Source organism: Mesorhizobium sp. USDA 4775 (assembly GCF_054062655.1).
This window is the reverse complement of the sequence record NZ_JBSSFM010000001.1, coordinates 4,662,591-4,685,111: the sequence shown is the minus strand read 5'-3', so window position 1 is coordinate 4,685,111 and position 22,521 is coordinate 4,662,591. Positions and strand designations below refer to the sequence as shown.

Here is a 22,521-nt window from a genome sequence, read left to right as displayed (position 1 = left end):
GAAATCAGCCGGCGAGTATACGCTCGATTGCCGGGCGGTTCAGCCCCTTGAGGCCGATGACGACCAGGCGCGAACGGCGGTCGTCCTCGGCGGTCCAGGCGCGGTCATAGTAATGATTGACGCGCGGGCCGACGGCCTGCAGCAAGAGCCGCATCGGCTTGCCGCCGACCTCGACGAAGCCTTTCACGCGCAGCACGTTTTCCTGTTCGGCGGCGGCGGCGACGCGTTGTGCCAGCTCATCCGGATTGGCGATCGAGGGAATGTCGACGATGAAGGTGTCGAAGTCGTCATGCTCGTGGTCGAAGGCGCCGTCATGATGGGATTTGCGGTTCTCGATGTCGTCCTCGACGGCGAGACCGAGCCCGAGCAGCACGGAGGGATCGACCTTGCCATGCGAGGTCGGCACGATCTTCACGGCACGGGCGGAGTGTTCGCCGATGATGGCGTTGGCGCGGGCCGAACCGGCGGCGTCCATAAGATCGCTTTTCGACAGGATGATCAGGTCGGCGCAGGCGATCTGGTCCTCGAACAGTTCCTCGACCGGGTCGTCATGGTCGAGGCTATCATCTTGCGCGCGCTGCGCCTGCAAGGCGTCCATGTCGTTGGCGACCCGGCCTTCGGCCAGTGCGGGACCGTCGACCACGGCGATGACGCCATCGACGGTGACGCGGCTCTTCACCGTCGGCCACTGGAATGCCTGGACCAGCGGCTTGGGCAGGGCCAGGCCCGAGGTCTCGATCAGGATGTGATCGACCTTGGGGTTGAGCGACAGGATCTGGTCGAGCGCCGGCACGAAATCGTCGGCCACGGTGCAGCAGATGCAGCCATTGGCCAGTTCGACGATGTTTTCCTCCGGGCAGGTGTCGATGCCGCAGCCCTTCAGAATCTCGCCGTCGATGCCGATGTCGCCGAACTCGTTGACGATGATGGCAATGCGCTTGCCGCTGGCGTTTTCCAGGAGATGGCGGACCAGCGTCGTCTTGCCGGCACCAAGGAAGCCGGTGACGACGGTGCAGGGGACGCGGGTGACGGAAGCGCTCATGATCAATCCTTCAGCAGGTTGAGGGGAGGAATGCGGGCAACGAGGCCGCGCTTGAGGGAATCGGGCCGACCGCGCCATGGAATGAGGCCGTCGGTCGAGGCGGCGAAGATTTTGGCGCCGGTGACGAGGTCGGCGCCGCTGGTCGCGGTCAGGTCGCCGAAGACATAGCTCCAGCAGCCGTCGCGCAGGATCGCGGCGCTCAGCCGGCGCTTGCAATTGCCGAGGCACTCGACCGTGCGGATGCGGATGTCATCGCCTGCAGCGGCTTGGCGCGTGTCTTCGGCTAGCAGTTCGCCGGCGCGGGGATGGGCGTCGGAGCCGGTCTCGTCGCGGCAGGAGGCGCAGACGATGACGGTGACGCCGGCCAAGGCATCGCCGTCGGCGGACGAATTGTCCGCTGTGCCAGCCGAAAAACTGCTGTTCTGGTCCAAAAACCGGGCTCCTTGCCCGGAAACCCGCCGGGCGATCGGATTCTTTTGTCGCAGACGGCAGGTCTCCTGGCTCGCGGGTCATCGCCTTGGGTGCCGCCTTCCCGGGAACGTCCCAGTGGCTTTCGGCCTTGGCTCTTCGCTTACAGTTGCGGGGACAGCCGCGGATTTGAGATCGAAATCCCGCACCGCATTCCCTCTTAGCCCCTGCCGTTGCGGGCAAGGGACCGTCTGGAGCGGATTTAGGCTTTTGCAGGCAGCGGTGTCAACGCGCGGCTACGACATGGCGATGTCGGCGAGCGCCGGACCCAGATCGCCGGCGGGTGTCACTTCGATGCGTTGAAGGCCAAGCCAGCCCTGCATCTGCTGCAGTTCCTCGAAGAGTTGCGCGGCGGTTTCAGGTGGCGCGCCGGGTTCGGCGTAGGCGGCGTGGGTGCGCAGGACGCTGGCCGGCCGGTCAGCCTTGAGGTCGACGCGGGCGACGATCCGGTCGCCGAGCAGGAAGGGCAGGACGTAATAGCCGTATTGGCGCTTCTCAGCCGGCGTGTAGATCTCGATGCGGTAGTGGAAATCGAACAGCCGCTCCGAGCGCGAGCGCTCGAAGACGACCGGGTCGAACGGCGCCAACAGTGCGCGGGCCTCGATTTTCCGGGGCAGGCGGGCGTCCTTATGAAGGTAGGCCGGCTTGTCCCAGCCCTCGACACGCACCGGCAGCAATTCGCCCAGCTCGACCAGTTCCTCCAGCCGGCCTTTCATGTCGGCCGGCGATAGCCGAAAGTAGTCGCGCAGGTCGCCTGATGTCGCCACGCCATGGGCGCGGGCGGAAATGCGCAGCAATTCGCGGTGCGCGTCCTCGGCTGGCGGCACGGGCAGGTCGAGGATCGCCTGCGGCAGCACGCGCTCGGGCAAATCATAGTAGCGCTCGAAGCCGCGGCGGTGCGCCGTGGTGATGCGCCCGGCCCAGAACAGCCATTCGAAGGCATGCTTGGCATGGCTCCAGCCCCACCAGCCGCCCGAACCTTTCTGACCTTCCAGCGCCGAAGCGGCGATCGGGCCGCGCGCGGCGACCTCGCGGTAGATCTCTTCTATATAGGCGGCGTGCTCGCGGCCCCATTTGGCCAGGCCCAGATACATCTCGTCGCCCTGCTCGGCGCGCTGCATGCGCCAGCGCATCAGCGGGTAAGTCTCGACCGGCAGGAAGGAAGCCTCATGCGCCCAGTATTCGAAGACGGTGCGCTTGCGCGTCACGGCGGCATTGTCGAGCAAGGTCAAGGGATAGGGGCCAAGGCGGGAATAAAGCGGCATATAATGCGCGCGCACCACCGCGCTGACGGAATCGATCTGCAGCAGGCCGGTGCGGGAGAGCACGCGGGCGAAGTGGCGGCGGTCGGGTGTGCCATTTGGGCGGGGATCGAGAAACCCCTGTGCGGCGAGCGCGATGCGCCGGGCTATGGCAAGCGAGATTTTTTCCTTCATGCAGGTATCACTCTGGGCGCTTCTGCTGTGGGTCTGACGGGTGATTCCAGCCCATGCTAGCAGGGTTTTAGCGGCAACCCTGTCAGGAGAGAAAAGTGGAGTAAAAAACGAAGGAAATCAAACAGGAGCGGATCGGACCAGTTTCTCCGGATATGCCGTCCAGGTCGGCGTTTTGAACAAGGTTTGACTTGCTTCGCTGGAAGTGCTGCGCTAACCCTCGCCGCGTTGCAGCATAGGCCCCTTAAAACGGTTCAGCGGTTAATCTGTCACGCTTCCGCATTAAGGTCCGGTGCTGTAATCAAAGTGGATTGGCGCCAACGGAAAGCCGCTGCATGAACGCACTTCTCAGTTCGTACCTGCCCATCGTCCTGTTCATCGGCGTGGCGCTGGTCGTCGGCCTGGCGCTGCTGGCCGCACCGTTCCTTGTGGCCTACCGCAATCCCGATCCCGAAAAGCTTTCCGCCTACGAGTGCGGTTTCAACTCGTTCGACGATGCCCGCATGAAATTCGACATCCGCTTCTACCTGGTGTCGATCCTGTTCATCATCTTCGACCTGGAAGTGGCCTTCCTTTTTCCCTGGGCGGTGTCCTTCTCGAAGATCGGCATGCTGGGTTTCTGGTCGATGATGGTGTTTTTGGCAGTGCTGACCATCGGCTTTGCCTATGAATGGAAAAAAGGAGCGCTGGAATGGGATTGAACGACAGTTCAGGCACCCTCGTCGCGCCGAAGCCGAAGGGCATCATCGATCCCAACACCGGCCGGCCGGTGGGGGAGGACGATCCCTTCTTCCTCGAAATCAACAATGAGCTTGCCGACAAGGGTTTTCTGGTCACCTCGACCGAGGCGCTGATCACCTGGGCGCGCTCGGGCTCGCTGATGTTCATGACCTTCGGTCTGGCATGCTGCGCCGTCGAGATGATCCACACCTCGATGCCGCGCTACGACTCGGAGCGCTTCGGCGTCGCGCCGCGTGCGTCACCGCGCCAGTCCGACATCATGATCGTCGCCGGCACGCTGACCAACAAGATGGCGCCGGCGCTGCGCAAGGTCTACGACCAGATGCCGGAGCCGCGCTACGTCATCTCGATGGGCTCCTGCGCCAATGGCGGCGGCTACTACCACTATTCCTATTCGGTGGTACGCGGCTGCGACCGCGTCGTGCCGGTCGACATCTATGTGCCCGGCTGCCCGCCGAGCGCCGAAGCTTTGCTCTACGGCATTCTTCTCCTGCAGAAGAAAATCCGCCGCACCGGCACGATCGAACGGTAAATCCATGGCCGCATCCCTTAGCGAACTGTCGACCTATCTCGGCGAAAGGCTGATCGGTCGCGTCAATGGCGCTGACATTGCCTATGGCGAGCTCACCATTCATGTCGAGCCGCGCGACCTCATCGAAGTCGTGACTTTCCTGCGCGACGATGCGCGCTGCCAGTTCATCTCGATCATCGATGTCTGCGGCGCCGACTATCCGTCGCGGGCCAAGCGCTTCGACGTCGTCTATCACCTGCTGTCGCCGAAACAGAATGTGCGCATTCGCGTCAAGGTGCAGGCCGACGAGGAGACGATGGTGCCGTCGATCACCGGGGTTTTCCCCGGCGCCGACTGGTTCGAGCGCGAGACCTACGATCTCTATGGCGTGCTGTTCTCGGGCCATCCCGACCTGCGCCGCCTGCTGACCGACTACGGTTTCGAAGGCCATCCGCTGCGCAAGGATTTCCCGCTGACAGGCTTCGTCGAAGTGCGCTACGACGACGAAGCCAAGCGCGTCATCTACGAGCCGGTCGAGCTCAAGCAGGAATTCCGCAATTTTGATTTTCTTTCCCCTTGGGAAGGCACCGACTACGTGCTGCCCGGGGACGAAAAAGCCAAGACGAATTGAGGCGCCAGAATGGCTGAGACCTCCGTCCGCAATTTCAACATCAATTTCGGCCCGCAACATCCTGCGGCGCACGGCGTTTTGCGCCTCGTGCTTGAGCTCGACGGCGAAGTCGTCGATCGCGTCGATCCGCATATCGGGCTGCTGCATCGCGGCACCGAAAAGCTGATCGAGGCAAAAACCTATCTGCAGGCTGTGCCTTATCTCGACCGGCTCGACTATTGCGCGCCGATGAATCAGGAACATGCCTTCGCACTGGCCGCCGAGCGCCTGCTCGGCATCGAAGTGCCGAGGCGCGGCCAGCTGATCCGCGTGCTCTATTGCGAGATCGGCCGCATCATGTCGCACATCCTCAATGTGACGACGCAGGCGATGGACGTCGGCGCGCTGACGCCGCCGCTGTGGGGTTTCGTCGAGCGCGAAAAGCTGATGGTGTTTTATGAGCGCGCCTCCGGCTCGCGCATGCATGCCGCCTATTTCCGGCCCGGCGGCGTCCATCAGGACCTGCCGCGCCAGCTGGTCGAGGACATCGGCAAGTGGATCGACCCGTTCCTGAAGTCGATCGATGATCTCGACAAGCTGCTGACCGGCAACCGCATCTTCAAGCAGCGCAATGTCGATATCGGCATCGTTTCGCTGGCCGATGCCTGGGCCTGGGGCTTTTCCGGCGTCATGGTGCGCGGTTCGGGCGCGGCCTGGGACCTGCGCAAGTCGCAGCCCTATGAATGCTATTCGGAAATGGATTTCGACATTCCGATCGGCAAGAACGGCGACTGCTACGACCGTTACCTCGTGCGCATGGAAGAAATGCGCCAGTCGGCCAGGATCATGCGCCAGTGCGTCGATCTTCTGCTCGGCAAGGAAAGCACCGGCCCGGTGTCGAACCTCGACGGCAAGGTCGTGCCGCCCAAGCGCGCGGCGATGAAGCGTTCGATGGAAGCGCTGATCCACCACTTCAAGCTCTACACCGAGGGCTATCGCGTGCCGGCCGGCGAGGTCTATGCGGCCGTCGAGGCGCCGAAGGGCGAATTCGGCGTCTATCTCGTCTCCGACGGCACCAACAAGCCGTATCGCTGCAAGCTGCGCGCGCCCGGTTTCGCGCATCTGCAAGCCATGGATTTCCTGTGTCGCGGCCACATGCTGGCCGACGTCACCGCCGTTCTTGGCTCCCTCGACATCGTGTTTGGTGAGGTCGATCGCTAAATGTCAGTCCGCCGTCTCGCAGAAGCCAGCGTCCAGCCAGCATCCTTCGCCTTCAACCGGGCGAACGCGGCAGCGGCGAAGCAATGGATCAAGAAGTACCCGAAGGGCCGCGAGCAGTCGGCGATCATTCCGCTGCTGATGCTGGCGCAAGAACAGGAAGGTTGGGTCACCAAGGCGGCGATCGAGACGATTTCGGACATGCTCGGCATGCCCAGGATTCGCGGGCTCGAGGTCGCGACCTTCTACACGCAGTACCAGCTCAATCCGGTCGGCACCCGCGCGCACATCCAGGTCTGCGGCACCACGCCCTGCATGCTGCGCGGCTCGGAAGCGCTGATGGATGTCTGCCGCTCGAAAATCCATCACGACCAGTTCCACACCAACGACAAGGGCACCTTGTCGTGGGAAGAAGTCGAGTGCCTCGGCGCCTGTGTCAACGCGCCGATGGTGATGATCTTCAAGGATACGTTCGAGGATCTGACGCCGGAACGCCTGGCCGAAATCATCGATCTCTACGATGCGGGCAAGGGCGCCTCGGTGGTGCCGGGACCGCAGAATGGCCGCACCGGCTCGGAGCCGGCCTCTGGTCTCACGACGCTGAAAAGCGAAAAGGCGATCCTCAAGTCGACCCGCGACCGGGAAGCCAGGGAGGCAGCGAAGGCCGCCAAGGCGGCACCCGACGCGATCATTGCCGCACCCGTTCCGGCACCCGCTCCCGTCGCCCCGTCCAACGCCAGCAAGCCGAAGACCGACGCGCCTGAAACCAGCCCGGCGTTGAAGACACCCTCAAAGACCAAGGTGGCGCCGGCGGCGGAGAAGGCGGCGAGTGTTTCGGCGCCGCTGCATTCGGCCGCCAACGCCAACAAGGCAGCGCCTGAAGTCGAGAAGGTCTCCAAGCAGCGCAATGGGCCGAAGGCCAAGGCCGAACCGGCCTCTGCCTTCAAGGCGCCGGAAGCCAAGGCGCCGGCGGCAAAGCCCGCAAAACCGTCGCTGGAGGACAAGAACCGTCCGGCCGGTATCGACAGGCCGGCCGCGGTCGACGATCTCAAGCTGATCTCCGGCGTCGGCCCGAAGATCGAGGGCGTCCTGCATACGCTGGGCATCTTCACCTTCGCGCAGGTCGCTTCCTGGAAGAAGGCCGAGCGCGAGTGGGTGGACGGCTATCTCTCCTTCCACGGCCGCATCGAGCGCGACGACTGGGTCAAGCAGGCCAAGGCGCTCGCCAAGGGCGGCGTCGCCGAATACATCCGCGTCTTCGGCAAGAAGCCGGTCTGAGGGACGAAAAATGCTTCAGGATAAAGACCGCATCTTCACCAACATCTACGGCCTGTTCGACAAGTCGCTGGCCGGCGCCATGGCGCGTGGCGCCTGGGACAACACGCCCGGCATCGTCGCCAAGGGGCGCGAATGGATCGTCAATGAGATGAAGGCGTCCGGCCTGCGCGGCCGTGGCGGCGCCGGCTTCCCGACGGGCCTCAAATGGTCGTTCATGCCCAAGCAGAGCGATGGCAGGCCTAGCTACCTCGTCATCAACGCCGACGAATCCGAGCCCGGCACCTGCAAGGACCGCGACATCCTGCGCAACGATCCGCACACGCTGGTCGAAGGGGCGCTGCTCGCCGGCTTCGCCATGGGCGCGATTGCCGCCTACATCTATGTGCGCGGCGAGTTCATCCGCGAGCGCGAGGCGCTGCAGCGCGCCATCGACGAGGCCTATGAGGCCAAGCTGATCGGCAAGAACAACACGTCCGGCTACGATTTCGACGTCTACATGCATCACGGCGCCGGCGCCTATATCTGCGGCGAAGAGACGGCGCTGCTGGAAAGCCTGGAAGGCAAGAAGGGTCAGCCCAGGCTGAAGCCGCCATTCCCGGCCAATGTCGGCCTTTATGGCTGCCCGACCACCGTCAACAACGTCGAATCGATCGCGGTGGCGCCGACCATCCTGCGCCGTGGTGCAGCCTGGTTCTCGTCCTTCGGCCGGCCCAACAATGTCGGCACCAAGCTGTTCTGTGTCTCCGGCCACGTCAACAATCCGTGCACCGTCGAAGAGGCGATGTCGATCCCGTTCCGCGAGTTGATCGAGACGCATTGCGGCGGCATCCGCGGCGGCTGGGACAATCTGCTCGCGGTCATCCCGGGCGGCGCCTCGGTGCCGCTGGTTCCGGCCGAGCAGATCATCGACACGCCGATGGATTTCGATGCGCTGCGCGACCTCAAATCCGGCCTCGGTACGGCGGCCGTCATCGTCATGGACAAGTCGACCGATGTCGTGAAGGCGATCGCGCGGCTATCCTACTTCTACAAGCATGAGAGCTGCGGCCAGTGCACGCCGTGCCGCGAAGGCACCGGCTGGATGTGGCGGGTGATGGAGCGGCTGGTGCGCGGCGAGGCGCAGAAGCGCGAGATCGACATGCTGCTCGACGTCACCAAGCAGGTCGAGGGCCACACGATCTGCGCGCTGGGCGATGCGGCGGCATGGCCGATCCAGGGCCTGATGCGGCATTTCCGCGGCGAGGTGGAGCGGCGCATCGACGAGTTTTCGCGCAACGCGCATCGGGCCGAACCGGTGATGGTGGCGGCGGAATAGAAGATTTTTGAATGCTGGAATAACGGGGCGGGGCGAACGAAGAAACGACCAGGAGAACTCTATGGCGCCGTATTCGACACCCTACCCATTGATGCCTAATTTGGACCAGATCGAGAAGATGAACCAGGACCTGACCAGGATGATGCCGAAGGAGATGGCCAGCGCCGTCAACCTTTTCGTGCACCCTGTCGCTGGTGCGGCGGCAATGTCGGCGCTTGGCATCGGGCTTGCAAATCATGCGTTCGGCGTCTGGCTGGGGGCACTCACAGGAGCCGCCGAGGCATCACAGCGCCTGATGCAGCCGCTGATCGAGGATTTCGAGGCGCGCGTCGAGCAATTCGAGGACGCGAGCTCGTCGTCCATCAAGGCGCGGGCGACGGCCAAAACCATGATTGCCGAGGCGCAGTCCTTCGCGCAGGAAGTCACCGACATCGCCGCCAAGGAAGCCGCCACCACGGTGCCTGCGGTAAATGTCGCTCCTGCAACGAGCGAGGCCGCCGACGTTCTGCTGCCCGAGGATTTCAGGCAGCCCAAGGCTATGGACAAGCCGGCGAAATCGTCCGACCTCAAGGCGATATCGGGCATCGGTCCGAAGCTGGAAAAGGTGCTGAACGGGCTCGGCATCTGGACCTATGCCCAGATCGCCGCCTGGTCGCCGCAAGAGATCGCCTGGGTCGACGACTATCTGTCGTTCAATGGCCGTATCGGCCGTGACGAGTGGACTGCGCAGGCGGCTGTGCTGGCCGCGAAGAAGTGAATGAAATGCCGGGCGCTGCGTCTGACGCGCCCGGGAAATGAGATTGCGGGAAATCCGCAGGGGTTTGAAGCGAATGGCAAAGCTCAAGGTCGACGGGAAAGAGATCACTGTACCCGACCACTACACGCTGCTGCAGGCGGCGGAAGACGCGGGCGCGGAAGTGCCGCGCTTCTGCTTCCATGAGCGGCTGTCGATCGCCGGCAATTGCCGCATGTGCCTGATCGAGGTGAAGGGCGGGCCGCCCAAGCCGCAGGCCTCCTGCGCCATGGGCGTGCGCGATTTGCGCCCCGGCCCCAATGGCGAGCCGCCGGAAATCTTCACCAACACGCCGATGGTCAAGAAGGCCCGCGAAGGCGTGATGGAGTTCCTGCTGATCAACCATCCGCTGGATTGCCCGATCTGCGACCAGGGCGGCGAATGCGACCTGCAGGACCAGGCGATGGCCTTCGGCGTCGATTCCTCGCGCTATCATGAGAACAAGCGCGCGGTCGAAGACAAGTATATCGGCCCGCTGGTCAAGACAGTGATGAACCGCTGCATCCATTGCACGCGCTGCGTCCGCTTCACCACCGAAGTCGCCGGCATTTCCGAACTCGGCCTGATCGGCCGCGGCGAGGACGCCGAGATCACCACTTATCTCGAACAGGCGATGACCTCGGAACTGCAGGGCAATGTCATCGATCTGTGCCCGGTCGGCGCGCTGACCTCCAAGCCCTTCGCCTTCCAGGCGCGGCCGTGGGAACTGACCAAGACCGAATCCATCGACGTGATGGACGCCGTCGGCTCGGCGATCCGCATCGACAGCCGTGGCCGCGAAGTGATGCGCATCCTGCCGCGCGTCAACGAGCAGGTGAACGAGGAGTGGATTTCCGACAAGACCCGCTTCATCTGGGACGGGTTGCGCACGCAGCGCCTCGACCGTCCCTATGTGCGCAAGGACGGCAGGCTGGTTGCGGCAAGCTGGGCCGAAGCGTTCGCGACGATCAAGGACGCGGTGTCGAAGACCACGCCCGAGAAGATTGGCGCCATCGCTGGCGATCTCGCGGCGGTCGAGGAAATCTACGCGCTGAAGCTGCTGATTGCTTCGCTCGGCTCTAAGAATGTCGACTGCCGCCAGGATGGCGCCGCACTCGATCCGGCGCTCGGCCGTGCCAGCTACATTTTCAACCCGACCATCGAAGGCATCGAGCAGGCCGATGCGGTGCTGATCATCGGCGCCAATCCGCGATTCGAGGCCTCGGTGCTCAACGCCCGCATCCGCAAGCGCTGGCGGGTCGGCAATCTGCCGGTCGGCGTCATCGGCGATGTCGGCGACACACGCTACGAGTATGAATTGCTCGGTGCCGGGCCGGATTCGCTGAAGGATCTGGCCGACGGCAATGGCACGTTCTTCCAGACGCTGAAGAAGGCGACGCATCCGCTGATCATTATCGGCCAGGGCGCGTTGGCGCGCGCCGACGGCGCGGCCGTGCTCGGCCAGGCGGCGAAGCTCGCCGCTGCTGTCAATGCCGCTCGCGCCGACTGGAACGGCTTTGCCGTGCTGCACAATGCGGCGGCCAGGGTCGGCGGCCTCGATCTCGGCTTTGTGCCGGGCGAGGGTGGCAAGGATGTCGCCGGTATGCTCGGCGAAACGGACGTGCTGTTTCTGCTCGGCGCCGACGAGATCGATATGGGCAAGACCGGCGGCGCCTTCGTCGTCTATATCGGCACCCATGGCGACCACGGCGCGCATCGCGCCAATGTCATCCTGCCGGCGGCTGCCTACACGGAAAAGTCAGGCACCTACGTCAACACCGAAGGGCGCGTGCAGCAGACCAACCGCGCCGGTTTCGCGCCTGGCGATGCGCGCGAGGACTGGGCGATTCTGCGGGCCCTGTCCGACGTGCTGGGCAAGAAGCTGCCGTTCGATTCACTGCCGCAACTGCGCGCCAAGCTCTATGGCGAGTATCCGCATCTGGCCCGCATCGATCAGGTCGCGGCCGGCAATGCCGAGGACATTGCCGGCGTGGCGAAGCTCGGCGGGCGACTGAACAAGGGCACCTTCACCTCGCCGGTCAAGGATTTCTACCTGACCAACCCGATCGCGCGGGCATCGGCCGTGATGGCGGAATGCTCGGCACTGGCCAAGAGCGGCTTCAAGCAGGCGGCGGAATAAGCATGGACACCTTCTTCTCCTTCTACGTGCTGCCGGCGCTGCTGATCCTTCTAAAGTCAGTCGTGCTGATCGTGGTGCTGCTGATCTTCGTGGCCTACATCCTCTACGCCGACCGCAAGATCTGGGCGGCGGTGCAGTTGCGCCGTGGCCCGAACGTCGTCGGCCCCTGGGGCACGCTGCAGGCCTTCGCCGACCTGTTGAAATTCGTCTTCAAGGAACCGGTCATCCCGTCCGGCGCCAACAAGGGCGTGTTCCTTCTGGCGCCGCTGGTATCGGCGGTGCTTGCGATTTCGGCCTGGGCGGTCATTCCAGTCAACCAGGGTTGGGCGATCGCCAACGTCAATGTCGGCATCCTCTATGTCTTCGCCATCTCCTCGCTCGAGGTCTACGGCGTGATCATGGGCGGCTGGGCGTCGAACTCGAAATATCCGTTCCTCGGCGCGCTGCGTTCGGCCGCGCAGATGGTCTCCTACGAAGTCTCGATCGGCTTCGTCATCGTCACCGTGCTGCTCACCGCCGGCTCGCTCAACCTCAGCGATATCGTGATGTCGCAGCAGGGTGGGCTTGGCACCAGACTCGGCCTGCCCAACTCCTTCCTCGACTGGAACTGGCTGGCGCTGTTCCCGATGTTCATCATCTTCTTCATCTCGGCGCTGGCCGAGACGAACCGCCCGCCTTTCGACCTGGTCGAGGCCGAATCGGAACTGGTCGCCGGCCATATGGTCGAATATTCGTCGACGCCGTTCCTGCTGTTCTTCCTCGGCGAGTATGTCGCCATCGTCCTGATGTGCGCGCTGGCGACCATCCTGTTCCTCGGCGGTTGGCTGCCGCCCTTCGACTTCGCGCCCTTCACCTGGGTGCCCGGCGTCATCTGGTTCGTGCTGAAGGTGTGCTTCGTGTTCTTCGGTATCTCGATGGTGAAGGCCTTCGTGCCGCGCTACCGCTACGACCAACTGATGCGGCTGGGCTGGAAAGTGTTCCTGCCGATCTCGCTGTTCATGGTTGTCGCCACCGCAGCCTTCCTCAAGATCACGGGGTTTGCGTGATGTCCGCTTTGTCCCAGGCCGCAAAATCGCTGCTTCTGCAGGATTTCGTCAGCGCCTTCTTCCTGTCGATGCGCCAGTTCTTCGCGCCGAAGGAGACGATCAACTATCCGCACGAGAAGGGGCCGACCAGCCCGCGCTTCCGGGGCGAGCACGCGCTGCGCCGCTATCCCAATGGCGAGGAACGCTGCATCGCCTGCAAATTGTGCGAGGCGATCTGCCCGGCGCAGGCCATCACCATCGAGGCCGGCCCGCGCCGCAATGACGGCACGCGCCGCACGGTGCGCTACGACATCGATATGGTGAAGTGCATCTATTGCGGCTTCTGCCAGGAAGCCTGCCCGGTCGATGCCATCGTCGAGGGGCCGAATTTCGAATTCGCGACTGAAACGCGCGAGGAGCTCTACTACGACAAGGACAAGCTGCTGGCCAATGGCGACCGGTGGGAGCGCGAACTGGCGCGCAACATCTCATTGGATGCGCCGTACCGCTGATATTTGACGCATGGACGAGGCGAGGGGCCTCGTCTAAGGACACAACGAAACTTGCCGACCGGAGGCGGTCGCAAAAATCAAACACGACGAATGTCCTGTTTGGGATAGGAACCCGGGGGAACCCCAATGCTGAGTGGACTAGAGGCGGCCTTTTTCTACCTCTTCGCCTTTGTCGCCGTGGCGTCGGCGTTCATGGTCATTTCATCGCGCAACCCCGTGCATTCGGTGCTGTTCCTGATCCTGACCTTCTTCAACGCCGCCGGCCTGTTCATGCTGACCGGCGCCGAGTTCCTGGCGATGATCCTGCTCGTCGTCTATGTCGGCGCGGTCATGGTGCTGTTCCTGTTCGTCGTCATGATGCTCGACGTCGACTTCGCTGAAATGAAAGAGGGCGCGCTGCAATACGCGCCGATCGGCGCGCTGGTCGGGCTGATCCTGGCGGCGGAGCTGATCGTCGTGCTCGGCGGCTACACATTCGCGCCGAAGCTGGCCGCGACAGTGTCCAAACCGATCCCCGATCTCGCCACGCGCTCGAACACGGCCGCGCTCGGCGACATCCTCTATACCGACTACCTCTACTACTTCCAGATTTCGGGCCTCATCCTGCTGGTTGCCATGATCGGCGCCATCGTGCTGACGCTGCGTCACAAGGAAGGGATCAAGCGGCAGTCGATCGCAGCCCAGGTCGGCCGCACGCCGGCCACCGGCATGGAAATCCGCAAGGTCAAGTCGGGCGAAGGAGTCTGAGATGGTCGTCGGCATCGCACATTATCTGACCGTATCGGCGATCCTGTTCACGCTCGGCGTGTTCGGCATCTTCCTGAACCGCAAGAACGTCATCGTCATCCTGATGTCGGTCGAGCTGATCCTGCTTGCGGTCAACATCAACTTCGTCGCCTTTTCGGCGGCGCTCGGCGATCTGGTCGGCCAGGTGTTCGCGCTGTTCGTGCTGACGGTCGCGGCGGCTGAAGCCGCCATCGGACTTGCCATTCTCGTCGTCTTCTTCCGCAACCGCGGCTCGATCGCGGTCGAAGACGTGAACATGATGAAGGGTTGACGGAACCACCATGTATCAGGCCATCGTCTTCCTTCCACTGCTCGGCTTCCTGATCGTCGGCCTGTTCGGCACGTCGCTCGGCGCCAAGGCGTCCGAATACATCACCTCCGGCTTCCTGGTGATCTCCGCGGTGCTGTCGTGGGTCGCCTTCTTCAGCGTCGGCTTCGGCCATGGCGAAGTGTTCACCGTGCCGGTGCTGCACTGGATCCAGTCCGGCGGGCTGGACGTGTCCTGGGCACTGCGCATCGACACGCTGACGGTGGTGATGCTGGTGGTGGTCAACACCGTTTCGGCGCTGGTCCATATCTATTCGATCGGCTACATGCACCACGATCCGAACCGGCCGCGCTTCTTCGCCTATCTGTCGCTGTTCACCTTCGCCATGCTGATGTTGGTGACGGCCGACAACCTCGTGCAGATGTTCTTCGGCTGGGAAGGGGTCGGTCTCGCCTCCTACCTGCTGATCGGTTTCTGGTACAAGAAGCCGTCGGCCAACGCCGCGGCCATCAAGGCCTTCGTCGTCAACCGCGTCGGCGATTTCGGTTTCGCGCTCGGCATTTTCGGTGTGTTCGTGCTGTTCGGCTCGGTCAATCTCGGCACCATCTTCGCCAATGCGGCGACGTTCGTTCCGGCCGAAGGCGCGCCGCAAGGTGCTGCCGTGCTGACCTTCCTCGGCCATGCGCTGGACAAGCAGGCGGCGATGACCGTCGTCTGCCTGCTGCTGTTCATGGGCGCCATGGGCAAGTCGGCGCAGGTGCCGCTGCACACCTGGCTGCCGGACGCCATGGAAGGCCCGACGCCGGTCTCGGCTCTCATCCATGCCGCCACCATGGTGACCGCCGGCGTGTTCATGCTGGCGCGGCTGTCGCCGCTGTTCGAACTGTCGCATTCGGCGCTGACCGTGGTGACCTTCATCGGCGCCTTCACCGCCTTCTTCGCGGCGACCGTCGGTCTCGTTCAGAACGACATCAAGCGCGTCATCGCCTATTCGACCTGCTCGCAGCTCGGCTACATGTTCGTGGCGCTCGGCGTCGGCGCCTATGGCGCGGCGATCTTCCACCTGTTCACGCACGCCTTCTTCAAGGCGCTGCTGTTCCTCGGCTCGGGCTCGGTCATCCATGCCGTCTCCGACGAGCAGGACATGCGCAAGATGGGCGGTCTGCGCAAGCTGATCCCGACCACCTACTGGATGATGGTGATCGGGACGCTGGCGCTGACCGGCGTCGGCATTCCGGTGACCGTCATCGGCACCGCCGGTTTCTTCTCCAAGGACGCCATCATCGAGAGCGCCTTTGCCAGCCACAATTCGGTTGCCGGCCTCGCCTTCGTGCTTTTGGTCATCGCCGCCTGCTTCACCTCCTTCTACTCCTGGCGGCTGATCTTCATGACCTTCCACGGCCAGCCGCGGGCGAGCCATGAGGTGATGCACCACGTGCATGAATCGCCGCCGGTGATGCTGGTGCCGCTGTTCATCCTGGCTGCGGGTGCACTGTTTGCCGGCATCATCTTCCACAATTCCTTCATCGGCGAAGGCTATGCCGAGTTCTGGAAGGCGTCGCTGTTCACGCTGCCGGACAATCACATCCTGCACGAAATCCACGAACTGCCGCTGTGGGTCGAACTGTCGCCCTTCATCGCCATGCTGATCGGCTTCGCGGTGGCCTGGAAGTTCTACATCCGCTCACCGGAATTGCCCCGAAGCGTCGCCGCCAACCATCGCTTGCTCTACGCCTTCCTGCTCAACAAGTGGTATTTCGACGAGCTGTACGACTTCCTGTTCGTGCGGCCCGCCAAGCGCCTTGGCCATTTCCTGTGGAAGACCGGTGACGGCACCGTCATCGACGGGCTCGGGCCGGATGGCATTTCGGCGCGGGTCGTCGATGTCACCAACCGCGTCGTCAAGCTGCAGACCGGCTACCTCTATCACTATGCCTTCGCCATGCTGATCGGCGTTGCCGCACTCGTCACCTGGATGATGCTCTGATGACCGCCTGGCCAATCCTCTCGCTGGTCACCTTCCTGCCGCTGGTTGGTGTGCTGCTTATCCTGTTCATCAAGGATGACAGCGAAAATGCGCGCCGCAACATCCGCGCCATCGCGCTGTTGACGACGACATTCACCTTCATCATCTCGGTGTTCATCTGGACCGGCTTCGACAATTCTCAGTCAGGCTTCCAGTTCGTCGAGAAGGCCGCCTGGCTCGACTCCGGCATTTCCTACCATATGGGTGTCGACGGCATTTCCATGCTGTTCGTCATCCTGACGACGTTCCTGATGCCGCTCTGTATCCTGGCCTCGTGGGAAGCGATCGAGAAGCGCGTCAAGGCCTACATGATCGCCTTCCTGTTGCTCGAAACGCTGATGATCGGCGTGTTCTGCGCGCTGGATATCGTGCTGTTCTACGTCTTTTTCGAAGCCGGCCTGATCCCGATGTTCATCATCATCGGCGTCTGGGGCGGCAAGCGGCGCGTCTACGCCTCGTTCAAGTTCTTCCTCTACACGCTCGCCGGTTCGGTGCTGATGCTGCTCGCCATCATGGCGATGTTCTATCAGTCGGGCACGACCGACATTCCGACGCTTCTGACGCACAGCTTCCCTGCCAATATGCAGACCTGGCTATGGCTCGCCTTCTTCGCCTCCTTCGCGGTGAAGATGCCGATGTGGCCGGTGCACACCTGGCTGCCCGACGCGCACGTCGAGGCGCCGACGGCGGGCTCGGTGATCCTGGCCGCAATTCTGCTTAAGATGGGTGGGTACGGCTTCCTGCGCTTCTCGCTGCCGATGTTCCCGCTGGCGTCGGAAATGTTCGCGCCGCTGGTGTTCACGCTGTCGGTCGTCGCCATCATCTACACCTCGCTGGTGGCGCTGATGCAGGACGACATGAAGAAGCTGATCGCCTATTCCTCGGTCGCCCATATGGGCTTCGTCACCATGGGCATCTTCGCCATGAACCAGGAAGGCCTGCAGGGCGCCATCTTCCAGATGCTCAGCCACGGCCTGGTCTCGGGCGCGCTGTTCCTGTGCGTCGGCGTCATCTATGACCGCATGCACACGCGTGAGATCGCTGCCTATGGCGGGCTGGTCAACAACATGCCGAAATACGCCACCGTGTTCATGGTCTTCACCATGGCCAATGTCGGCCTGCCCGGCACCAGTGGTTTCGTCGGCGAGTTCCTGACCATGCTCGGCGTGTTCCGGGTCAACACCTGGGTGGCGTTCTTCGCCGCCACGGGCGTCATCCTGTCGGCGGCCTACGCGCTCTGGCTCTACCGCCGGGTGATCTTCGGCGCGCTGACCAAGGACAGTCTGAAGGGGCTGCTCGACCTGTCGTTGCGCGAGAAGGTGATCATCTACCCGCTGGTCGCGCTGGTCATCTTCTTCGGCGTCTATCCCGCTCCCGTCTTCGACGCGACGGCCCAGTCGGTCAAGTCGCTCGTCACCAATGTCACCGCATCCATCGGCGCCGCGCAAACCGCGGCGGCGAACTGACCCAGGGGTTTTGCGAACCATGACGCCGGACCTTCTCTCCAGCCTGTCGCTCTCGACGCCCGAGCTGATCCTTGCCATCGGCGCGCTCGCGCTGCTGATGGTCGGCGCCTATTCGCGCGCCAACACCGCCAATACGGTGACCGGCCTTGCCGTTGCCGTGCTGGTGGTCGCCGGCGTCTGGCTGGTCTTTTCCACGGGGCAGGGCAGCGCCTATGGCAACGCATTCATCCAGGATCCCTTCTCCCGCTTCATGAAGGTGCTGGCGCTGGTCGGCTCGGCGGTGACGCTCGTCATGTCGATGCGCTTTGCCAAGGCGGAGCGTTTCGACAAGTTCGAATATCCGGTGCTGATCCTGCTATGCACGCTCGGCATGATGCTGATGATCTCGGCCAACGGCATGATGGGGCTCTATCTCGGCCTCGAGCTGCAGTCGTTGGCGATCTACGTACTGGCGGCGATCAACCGCGACAATCTGCGTTCGACAGAGGCCGGCCTGAAATACTTCGTCCTCGGCGCGCTGTCGTCGGGCATGCTGCTCTACGGCATCAGCCTGGTCTATGGCTACACCGGCAACACCGGCTTCCAGGAAATCGCCTCGGCGCTCGGCAGTGGCCCGCGCCAACTCGGTCTCGTTTTCGGCCTGGTCTTCGTGCTTGCCGGCCTTGCCTTCAAGATCTCGGCGGTGCCGTTCCATATGTGGACGCCCGACGTCTATGAAGGCGCACCGACGCCGGTGACGGCGTTCCTGGCGGCGGCCCCCAAGATGGCGGCGATGGCGCTGATCGTGCGCGTCACCATGGGCGCGTTTAAGCCGATCGCCGCCGATTGGCAGCAGATCATCGTCTTCATCTCGATCGCCTCGATGGCGCTCGGCGCCTTTGCCGCGATCGGCCAGACCAATATCAAGCGCCTGATGGCCTATTCCTCGATCGGTCACATGGGCTACGCGCTGGTCGGCCTTGCCGCCAACAGCCAGGCCGGCGTGCGTGGCGTTGCCATTTACATGCTGATCTATCTGGTGATGACGCTCGGCACCTTCGCCTTCATCCTCGCCATGCGGCGCAAGGAAGGCAATGTCGAACAGATCAGCGACCTGGCCGGGCTGTCATCGACCAACCCGATCATGGCCACTATCCTCACCATCCTGATGTTCTCGCTGGCCGGCATTCCGCCGCTCGCCGGCTTCTGGGGGAAGTGGTACGTCTTCCTCGCCGCCATCAACGCCAACCTCTACGCGCTGGCGATCATCGGCGTGCTGGCCTCGGTGGTGGGCGCCTATTACTATCTGCGCATCATCAAGATCATGTGGTTCGACGAACCGGTCGGCGGCTTCGTGCCGATGGCCAGTGAATTGCGTGTCGTGCTCGGCGTCTGTGGCGCCTTCGTGCTGTTCTATGTGCTGATCGGCGGACCGATCGGCACCTATGCCGAAGCCGCCGCCAAGACATTTTTCTGACGGGATGGCATTTCGGCTGGCCCCAACCTCGGCGTCGGAAGGGTTCCGGCTCGAGGCCCATGACAGCGTCGGCTCCACCAACACGGTGGCGCTGGACCACGCCCGGGCAGGTGACCCGGGCAGGCTGTGGGTTGTTTCCAAGAAGCAGGAAAGCGGGCGTGGCCGGCGCGGCCGCGCGTGGGTGTCGCCCGATGGCAACCTGGCGGCGACCTTGCTCGTCATCACCGGTGGTGAACTACGGCTGGCCGCGACGCTGGGTTTCGTCGCGGGCCTTTCGCTTGCCGATGCACTCGACGCCGCGGTGCCGAAGGGCCGCATCGCCGTAGGACTCGATGGCGCAAGCCAGGGACAAAACCGTTTCGAGCTGAAATGGCCGAACGATGTGCTTGCTTCGGGCGCGAAGCTCGCCGGCATCTTGCTGGAGTCGGCGATACTGGAGGGCGGCCGTTTCGCGGTGGCGGTCGGCATCGGCGTCAATGTGGTGGCGCACCCCAGGGATTTGCCTTATCCCGCGACATCGCTGCAAGCTCTCGGCGCGACATGCGATGCCGAAACGCTGTTCCTGGCGCTGTCGGATGCATGGAGCGAAAACGCCCGGCTGTGGGATGAAGGCCGCGGCCTTGCCGCCGTCAGGCGGCGCTGGCTGGCGCGCGCGGCGGGGCTCGGCGGCGAGGTAGCCGTCAGAATTGACGGTAATGTGGTGCGTGGGGTGTTCGAGACCATTGACGAGGACTGCCGTTTCGTGATCCGCGACGATGAGGGGTCGGTGCTGACGATCGCGGCTGGCGACGTGCATTTCGGCGCAGTGGCATCCGCTCGGGTATAGTTTGTTTCTGCGCAATTCCGGACGGAAAACCGTTAGACACTTTTCCTGGAATTGCTTTAACGGCTTGGCCTGAGGGCCAGGAAGGGAAAAATCATGGCGAAAGCGGAAAACGCCGAACTCGTCTTCGTGCCGCTTGGCGGCGTCGGCGAGATCGGCATGAACTTCGCCCTCTACGGCTACGGCCCGCCGAGCGTGCGCGAATGGATCGTCATCGATGTCGGCGTCACCTTTCCCGACGCGGCGCATCCGGGCGTCGACCTGATCCTGCCCGACACGCGCTTCATCGAGGAGAACCTCGCCAATCTGCGCGGCATCATCATCACCCACGCGCATGAGGACCATTATGGCGCGCTGCTCGACATCTGGCCGAGGCTGAAGGCCCCCGTGTGGATGACGCCGTTCAGTGCCGGGCTGCTGGAAGCCAAGCGGCAGGGCGAGCAGGGGGCGCCGAAGATTCCGCTGACGATCTACCGGGCCGGGGAGAAATTCACCGTCGGTCCGTTCGAGATCGAAGCCATTCCGGTGGCGCACTCCATCCCCGAGCCGATGTCGCTGGCCATCACCACGCCAGCCGGCACGGTCATCCACACCGGCGACTGGAAGATCGATCCGGAACCGACGATCGGGCCGAAGACCGACGAGGCGCGCTTCCGTGCCTATGGCGACAAGGGCGTGCTGGCGCTGATCTGCGATTCGACCAATGCGCTGCGGGAAGGGGAATCGCCGTCGGAAGTGGCGGTTGGCGAGGGGCTCAAGGGCGTCATCCAGAGTGCCGTCGGCCGTGTCGCCGTCACAACCTTCTCCTCCAATGTCGGGCGTATCGTCTCCATCGCCAAGGCGGCGCGCGATGCCGGCCGCCAGTGCCTCGTGCTCGGCCGCTCGTTGAAGCGCGTTATTGACGTTGCCGACGAGCTTGGCTATATGGACGGCCTGCCGGAATTCATTGCCGAGGAGGATTTCGGCTTCATCCCGCGCGAAAACCTGGTCATCATCTGCACCGGCAGCCAGGGCGAGCCGCTGGCAGCACTTGCGAAACTGTCGCGCGACGAGATGAAATCGGTGTCGCTGACGGCGGGCGACACGGTGGTGTTCTCCTCACGCACCATCCCCGGCAATGAGAAGGCGATCCTCGAGATCAAGAACCGCCTGATCGACCTCGGCATCAAGATCATCGAGGACGGCGACGCGCTGGTGCACGTCTCCGGCCATCCCCGGCGCAGCGAGTTGCGCAAGATGTATGAGTGGGTGCGCCCAAAGATCGGCGTTCCCGTGCATGGCGAGGCGGCGCATCTTGTGGCGCAGGGCTCGCTGATGTCGACCTCCGGCATCGGCCAGGTGGCGCAGGTGCGCGACGGCGACATGCTGCGGCTCGCTCCCGGCCCCGCCACCATCATCGACCAGGTGCCGTTCGGTCGCATCTACAAGGACGGCAATCTGATCGGCACCGACCAGGCGATGGGCATTCGCGACCGGCGCAAACTGTCCTTTGCCGGCCATGTCGCGGTCAATGTCGTGCTCGACGACAAATACGAGCTCGCCGGCGATCCCGATCTGGTCGCCATCGGGGTCGCCGAGGCCGACGCCAGCGGCGAGACGCTGGAGGATTTGATGATCGATGCGGCCGTTGGTGCGGTCGATTCGATTCCCCGCCAGCGGCGCAAGGACCTCGACCTGGTACAGGAAGCGGTGCGGCGCGCGGTGCGCGGCGCCGCCAACGAAGCCTGGGGCAAGAAGCCGCTGGTGACGGTGTTCGTCACCAGATGAGGGTAGCGCTGGTTCGCGGCTCTAGACGTTCAGCTGATAGCTGACCGGGAGCCAGCGAAAAGAGCCGTTCACCGCTTCGATGTAGCCCAGGCCTGGAAACGGCATGTGATGGCCGGCGACCAGCAGGCGCTGGTCCGCCGCCATCTTCAGCAAACGCTTGCGGGTCTCGATCGCCCGTTCCTTGTCATCATCGAAATCCGCATGCCATTCCGGATGCTGGATGGACACGACATAGTGCAGGAACGCATCCGACCAGATCAGCAATCGCTGGCCGCCGCTTTCGACGAGAAATGCCAGCAGGCCGGGGGAATGGCCTGACGCGTCGATGGCGGTAATGCCCGGCAGCACCTCATCTCCAGGCGCTATGAACGTTGCCCGGTCGGCCAGCCCGGTGCAAATCCGCCGGAACAGATCACGGTTGGCCAACCTGGCCGCGCGCACCGCTGTTGCCTCGGTCCAGAAAGCGAATTCAGCCGCGCCGAACACATAGCGTGCCTGGCTGAAAACAGGTCTACCGTTGCTGACAAGCCCACCGATGTGGTCCGGGTGGCCGTGGGTGATGACCACCACGTCGATATCGTCAGGATCAAGCCCAAGGTCCTGCAAGCCCTCCAGGAGTGAACTGCCCTCATCGCCGCATCCGGTGTCGAACAGGATCCTTTCGGATCCGGTGTCGATCAGCGTCGGGATGAAGCAGTGCTCGAATCGATCCCGGTCGATGAAGTTCGAGACCGCGAGTTGCTGCACCGCGGTTGGCGGCTGTCCGGCCGCGAAGGCTGCTGCAAGATTGTCTCTGATATCGACAGCGTCGAGCAAGGCGGCAATCTTGAATGAGCCGAGATCGAAGGTGAAAACGCGGGCGCG

21 protein-coding genes and 1 riboswitch are annotated in these 22,521 nt (G+C 63.4%); of the genes, 17 read left to right on the top strand and 4 right to left on the bottom strand.

Features of this window, described 5'->3' with window-relative positions; genetic code table 11:
- Positions 1-4 precede the first annotated feature (4 nt).
- From cobW to ACVILI_RS22910, 3 genes are all read right to left on the bottom strand, one after another.
- On the bottom strand, positions 5-1,042 hold the full coding sequence (cobW, locus tag ACVILI_RS22920) for a cobalamin biosynthesis protein CobW (RefSeq protein ID WP_038647508.1): 1,038 nt from the start codon (positions 1,040-1,042) through the stop codon (positions 5-7).
- Between the two features lie 2 nt (positions 1,043-1,044).
- Complete coding sequence (locus ACVILI_RS22915; protein ID WP_038647506.1) at positions 1,045-1,473, bottom strand: DUF1636 family protein; 429 nt, start codon at positions 1,471-1,473, stop codon at positions 1,045-1,047.
- Positions 1,474-1,512: 39 nt separating this feature from the next.
- A riboswitch (cobalamin riboswitch) is annotated at positions 1,513-1,717 on the bottom strand.
- Between the two features lie 29 nt (positions 1,718-1,746).
- Positions 1,747-2,946, bottom strand: coding sequence for a winged helix-turn-helix domain-containing protein (locus tag ACVILI_RS22910; protein ID WP_038647504.1), 1,200 nt, complete (start codon positions 2,944-2,946; stop codon positions 1,747-1,749).
- A 332-nt stretch (positions 2,947-3,278) separates the two neighbouring features.
- Between ACVILI_RS22910 and ACVILI_RS22905 the strand changes: the two genes are divergently transcribed.
- The 17 genes from ACVILI_RS22905 (at position 3,279) to ACVILI_RS22825 (ending at position 21,657) form a co-directional block, all read left to right on the top strand.
- Positions 3,279-3,644, top strand: coding sequence for an NADH-quinone oxidoreductase subunit A (locus ACVILI_RS22905; protein WP_010910112.1), 366 nt, complete (start codon positions 3,279-3,281; stop codon positions 3,642-3,644).
- Positions 3,635-4,216: a NuoB/complex I 20 kDa subunit family protein gene (locus ACVILI_RS22900; RefSeq protein WP_015317338.1), complete on the top strand. Its 582-nt coding sequence runs from the start codon at positions 3,635-3,637 to the stop codon at positions 4,214-4,216. The genes ACVILI_RS22905 and ACVILI_RS22900 overlap by 10 nt, the downstream gene beginning before the upstream one ends.
- A gap of 4 nt (positions 4,217-4,220) precedes the next feature.
- Complete coding sequence (locus ACVILI_RS22895) at positions 4,221-4,826, top strand: NADH-quinone oxidoreductase subunit C (RefSeq protein WP_019858942.1); 606 nt, start codon at positions 4,221-4,223, stop codon at positions 4,824-4,826.
- A 9-nt stretch (positions 4,827-4,835) separates the two neighbouring features.
- Positions 4,836-6,026 (top strand): NADH-quinone oxidoreductase subunit D, encoded by a 1,191-nt coding sequence (locus ACVILI_RS22890; RefSeq protein WP_019858941.1) that lies wholly within the window; start codon positions 4,836-4,838, stop codon positions 6,024-6,026.
- The gene (locus ACVILI_RS22885) at positions 6,027-7,301 is read left to right on the top strand and encodes an NADH-quinone oxidoreductase subunit E (RefSeq protein ID WP_038647500.1); all 1,275 of its coding nucleotides are present in this window, start codon (positions 6,027-6,029) and stop codon (positions 7,299-7,301) included. It begins immediately after the preceding gene.
- A gap of 10 nt (positions 7,302-7,311) precedes the next feature.
- Positions 7,312-8,616: an NADH-quinone oxidoreductase subunit NuoF gene (gene nuoF / locus ACVILI_RS22880; protein WP_019858939.1), complete on the top strand. Its 1,305-nt coding sequence runs from the start codon at positions 7,312-7,314 to the stop codon at positions 8,614-8,616.
- 61 nt (positions 8,617-8,677) lie between these two features.
- The gene (locus tag ACVILI_RS22875) at positions 8,678-9,373 is read left to right on the top strand and encodes an NADH-ubiquinone dehydrogenase (RefSeq protein WP_038647499.1); all 696 of its coding nucleotides are present in this window, start codon (positions 8,678-8,680) and stop codon (positions 9,371-9,373) included.
- 73 nt (positions 9,374-9,446) lie between these two features.
- The gene (gene nuoG, locus ACVILI_RS22870) at positions 9,447-11,528 is read left to right on the top strand and encodes an NADH-quinone oxidoreductase subunit NuoG (RefSeq protein WP_038647497.1); all 2,082 of its coding nucleotides are present in this window, start codon (positions 9,447-9,449) and stop codon (positions 11,526-11,528) included.
- Positions 11,529-11,530: 2 nt separating this feature from the next.
- Positions 11,531-12,574: an NADH-quinone oxidoreductase subunit NuoH gene (gene nuoH / locus ACVILI_RS22865; RefSeq protein WP_038647495.1), complete on the top strand. Its 1,044-nt coding sequence runs from the start codon at positions 11,531-11,533 to the stop codon at positions 12,572-12,574.
- Positions 12,574-13,065, top strand: coding sequence for an NADH-quinone oxidoreductase subunit NuoI (gene nuoI, locus ACVILI_RS22860; protein WP_027046992.1), 492 nt, complete (start codon positions 12,574-12,576; stop codon positions 13,063-13,065). The genes nuoH and nuoI overlap by 1 nt, the downstream gene beginning before the upstream one ends.
- Positions 13,066-13,191: 126 nt before the next feature.
- Positions 13,192-13,812 (top strand): NADH-quinone oxidoreductase subunit J, encoded by a 621-nt coding sequence (locus ACVILI_RS22855; RefSeq protein WP_019858932.1) that lies wholly within the window; start codon positions 13,192-13,194, stop codon positions 13,810-13,812.
- Position 13,813: 1 nt separating this feature from the next.
- Positions 13,814-14,122, top strand: a complete 309-nt coding sequence (nuoK, locus tag ACVILI_RS22850; protein WP_019858930.1) for an NADH-quinone oxidoreductase subunit NuoK — start codon at positions 13,814-13,816, stop codon at positions 14,120-14,122.
- Positions 14,123-14,132: 10 nt separating this feature from the next.
- Entirely contained in the window at positions 14,133-16,106 is a 1,974-nt protein-coding gene (gene nuoL / locus ACVILI_RS22845; protein WP_038647492.1) for an NADH-quinone oxidoreductase subunit L, read from the top strand.
- Positions 16,106-17,611, top strand: a complete 1,506-nt coding sequence (locus ACVILI_RS22840; protein WP_038647490.1) for an NADH-quinone oxidoreductase subunit M — start codon at positions 16,106-16,108, stop codon at positions 17,609-17,611. Before nuoL ends, ACVILI_RS22840 begins: the two co-directional genes overlap by 1 nt.
- 19 nt (positions 17,612-17,630) lie before the next feature.
- Entirely contained in the window at positions 17,631-19,067 is a 1,437-nt protein-coding gene (nuoN, locus tag ACVILI_RS22835) for an NADH-quinone oxidoreductase subunit NuoN (RefSeq protein ID WP_038647488.1), read from the top strand.
- A 4-nt stretch (positions 19,068-19,071) separates the two neighbouring features.
- Positions 19,072-19,893, top strand: a complete 822-nt coding sequence (locus ACVILI_RS22830; RefSeq protein ID WP_240564654.1) for a biotin--[acetyl-CoA-carboxylase] ligase — start codon at positions 19,072-19,074, stop codon at positions 19,891-19,893.
- Between the two features lie 93 nt (positions 19,894-19,986).
- Positions 19,987-21,657: a ribonuclease J gene (locus ACVILI_RS22825; RefSeq protein WP_240564637.1), complete on the top strand. Its 1,671-nt coding sequence runs from the start codon at positions 19,987-19,989 to the stop codon at positions 21,655-21,657.
- Positions 21,658-21,678: 21 nt separating this feature from the next.
- Here the strand turns inward: ACVILI_RS22825 and ACVILI_RS22820 are convergent, their stop codons facing one another.
- Entirely contained in the window at positions 21,679-22,473 is a 795-nt protein-coding gene (locus tag ACVILI_RS22820) for an MBL fold metallo-hydrolase (RefSeq protein WP_457102621.1), read from the bottom strand.
- Positions 22,474-22,521 lie beyond the last annotated feature (48 nt).

Excerpts from the sequence above, each read along its gene's own strand:
- ACVILI_RS22875 (WP_038647499.1), top strand. The coding sequence starts at position 8,678 with ATGGCGCCGTATTCGACACCCTACCCATTGATGCCTAATTTGGACCAG.
- nuoN (WP_038647488.1), top strand. The coding sequence starts at position 17,631 with ATGACGCCGGACCTTCTCTCCAGCCTGTCGCTCTCGACGCCCGAGCTG.
- ACVILI_RS22825 (WP_240564637.1), top strand. The coding sequence starts at position 19,987 with ATGGCGAAAGCGGAAAACGCCGAACTCGTCTTCGTGCCGCTTGGCGGC.
- ACVILI_RS22840 (WP_038647490.1), top strand. The coding sequence starts at position 16,106 with ATGACCGCCTGGCCAATCCTCTCGCTGGTCACCTTCCTGCCGCTGGTT.
- ACVILI_RS22900 (WP_015317338.1), top strand. The coding sequence starts at position 3,635 with ATGGGATTGAACGACAGTTCAGGCACCCTCGTCGCGCCGAAGCCGAAG.
- ACVILI_RS22895 (WP_019858942.1), top strand. The coding sequence starts at position 4,221 with ATGGCCGCATCCCTTAGCGAACTGTCGACCTATCTCGGCGAAAGGCTG.
- nuoL (WP_038647492.1), top strand. The coding sequence starts at position 14,133 with ATGTATCAGGCCATCGTCTTCCTTCCACTGCTCGGCTTCCTGATCGTC.
- ACVILI_RS22885 (WP_038647500.1), top strand. The coding sequence starts at position 6,027 with ATGTCAGTCCGCCGTCTCGCAGAAGCCAGCGTCCAGCCAGCATCCTTC.
- nuoK (WP_019858930.1), top strand. The coding sequence starts at position 13,814 with ATGGTCGTCGGCATCGCACATTATCTGACCGTATCGGCGATCCTGTTC.
- ACVILI_RS22890 (WP_019858941.1), top strand. The coding sequence starts at position 4,836 with ATGGCTGAGACCTCCGTCCGCAATTTCAACATCAATTTCGGCCCGCAA.
- nuoG (WP_038647497.1), top strand. The coding sequence starts at position 9,447 with ATGGCAAAGCTCAAGGTCGACGGGAAAGAGATCACTGTACCCGACCAC.
- ACVILI_RS22905 (WP_010910112.1), top strand. The coding sequence starts at position 3,279 with ATGAACGCACTTCTCAGTTCGTACCTGCCCATCGTCCTGTTCATCGGC.
- ACVILI_RS22910 (WP_038647504.1), bottom strand. The coding sequence starts at position 2,946 with ATGAAGGAAAAAATCTCGCTTGCCATAGCCCGGCGCATCGCGCTCGCC.
- nuoH (WP_038647495.1), top strand. The coding sequence starts at position 11,531 with ATGGACACCTTCTTCTCCTTCTACGTGCTGCCGGCGCTGCTGATCCTT.
- cobW (WP_038647508.1), bottom strand. The coding sequence starts at position 1,042 with ATGAGCGCTTCCGTCACCCGCGTCCCCTGCACCGTCGTCACCGGCTTC.
- nuoI (WP_027046992.1), top strand. The coding sequence starts at position 12,574 with ATGTCCGCTTTGTCCCAGGCCGCAAAATCGCTGCTTCTGCAGGATTTC.
- ACVILI_RS22830 (WP_240564654.1), top strand. The coding sequence starts at position 19,072 with ATGGCATTTCGGCTGGCCCCAACCTCGGCGTCGGAAGGGTTCCGGCTC.
- ACVILI_RS22855 (WP_019858932.1), top strand. The coding sequence starts at position 13,192 with ATGCTGAGTGGACTAGAGGCGGCCTTTTTCTACCTCTTCGCCTTTGTC.
- nuoF (WP_019858939.1), top strand. The coding sequence starts at position 7,312 with ATGCTTCAGGATAAAGACCGCATCTTCACCAACATCTACGGCCTGTTC.